Annotated in this window: 1 protein-coding gene; it reads left to right on the top strand. The window is 45.1% G+C overall.

The features are described from left to right. Positions 1 to 79: 79 nt before the first annotated feature. Positions 80 to 745: a DUF2982 domain-containing protein gene (locus R7R78_RS25770; RefSeq protein ID WP_225474575.1), complete on the top strand. Its 666-nt coding sequence runs from the start codon at positions 80 to 82 to the stop codon at positions 743 to 745. Positions 746 to 769 lie beyond the last annotated feature (24 nt).

Raw genomic sequence — 769 nt, 5'->3', positions numbered from 1 at the left:
GGTTTCGTTTTGATTAAAAGCATCAAGCTGCATATCAAGAAATCTCGATTTTATTTGGAGTATTCATTGAGGTATGAGCATGGAAACGCTGCATCTAACAAATTCACACTTCAAGTCTGATTCGCCAATCAACAGATTGATTTTGTTGCTGGTAGCGCTCATTACACTATTTCTTGTCGTGATTTCTCCGGGTTGGAAACAAGCAATGCTTTCCGTCATTTTGATGGCAATCATCGTCGGTTTCGCCGTCCTGATGATTAAGAAAAGCCAAGTCACTTTCACACTGACCGCCTCGCACTTTCAGCAACACCTGTTTAAAGGCGGTTGGGTTGTCCGTTGGCGAAATATTGAGTCCATTGGTATATGCAGTTATCAACAAGACGGTTGGCATCAACCGCTCCCGTGGATAGGCATCCGCTTGAAACACTATTCCCCTTACCTTGATGCAATTTGCCCGCGTATCGCGACGGAGATTTTACTTAGCCAACGCGCTTTGTTGTATTTGGGCGCAAGGCAGAACCATTGTGAAGAGAAATTTGAAGATATGGTGCTCGACCCACAACCGTACACTAACAAAGCGGGAAAACAATACGACGGTTTGCAAGCCATGTTGGCGAATAGAATGAAGTATCAGAGAAAATTTTACGGCTATGATGTGTTTTTTTCGGCCAGTGATTTAGACAGGGAAGCCGACGAATTTGTAGGGCTGACCCGGCGATACTTAGCGGCGGCCGTGCCAGAATAATAACGTGTACAGACAAGGCGCTAG

This window comes from Vibrio sp. 2134-1, from assembly GCF_033339495.1.
The sequence above is the reverse complement of the archived record's forward strand: the minus strand, read 5'-3'. Positions and strand labels throughout refer to the sequence as shown.

Bases quoted from the DNA above. Each gene is read 5' to 3' on its own strand.
- R7R78_RS25770 (WP_225474575.1), top strand. From the start codon at position 80: ATGGAAACGCTGCATCTAACAAATTCACACTTCAAGTCTGATTCGCCA.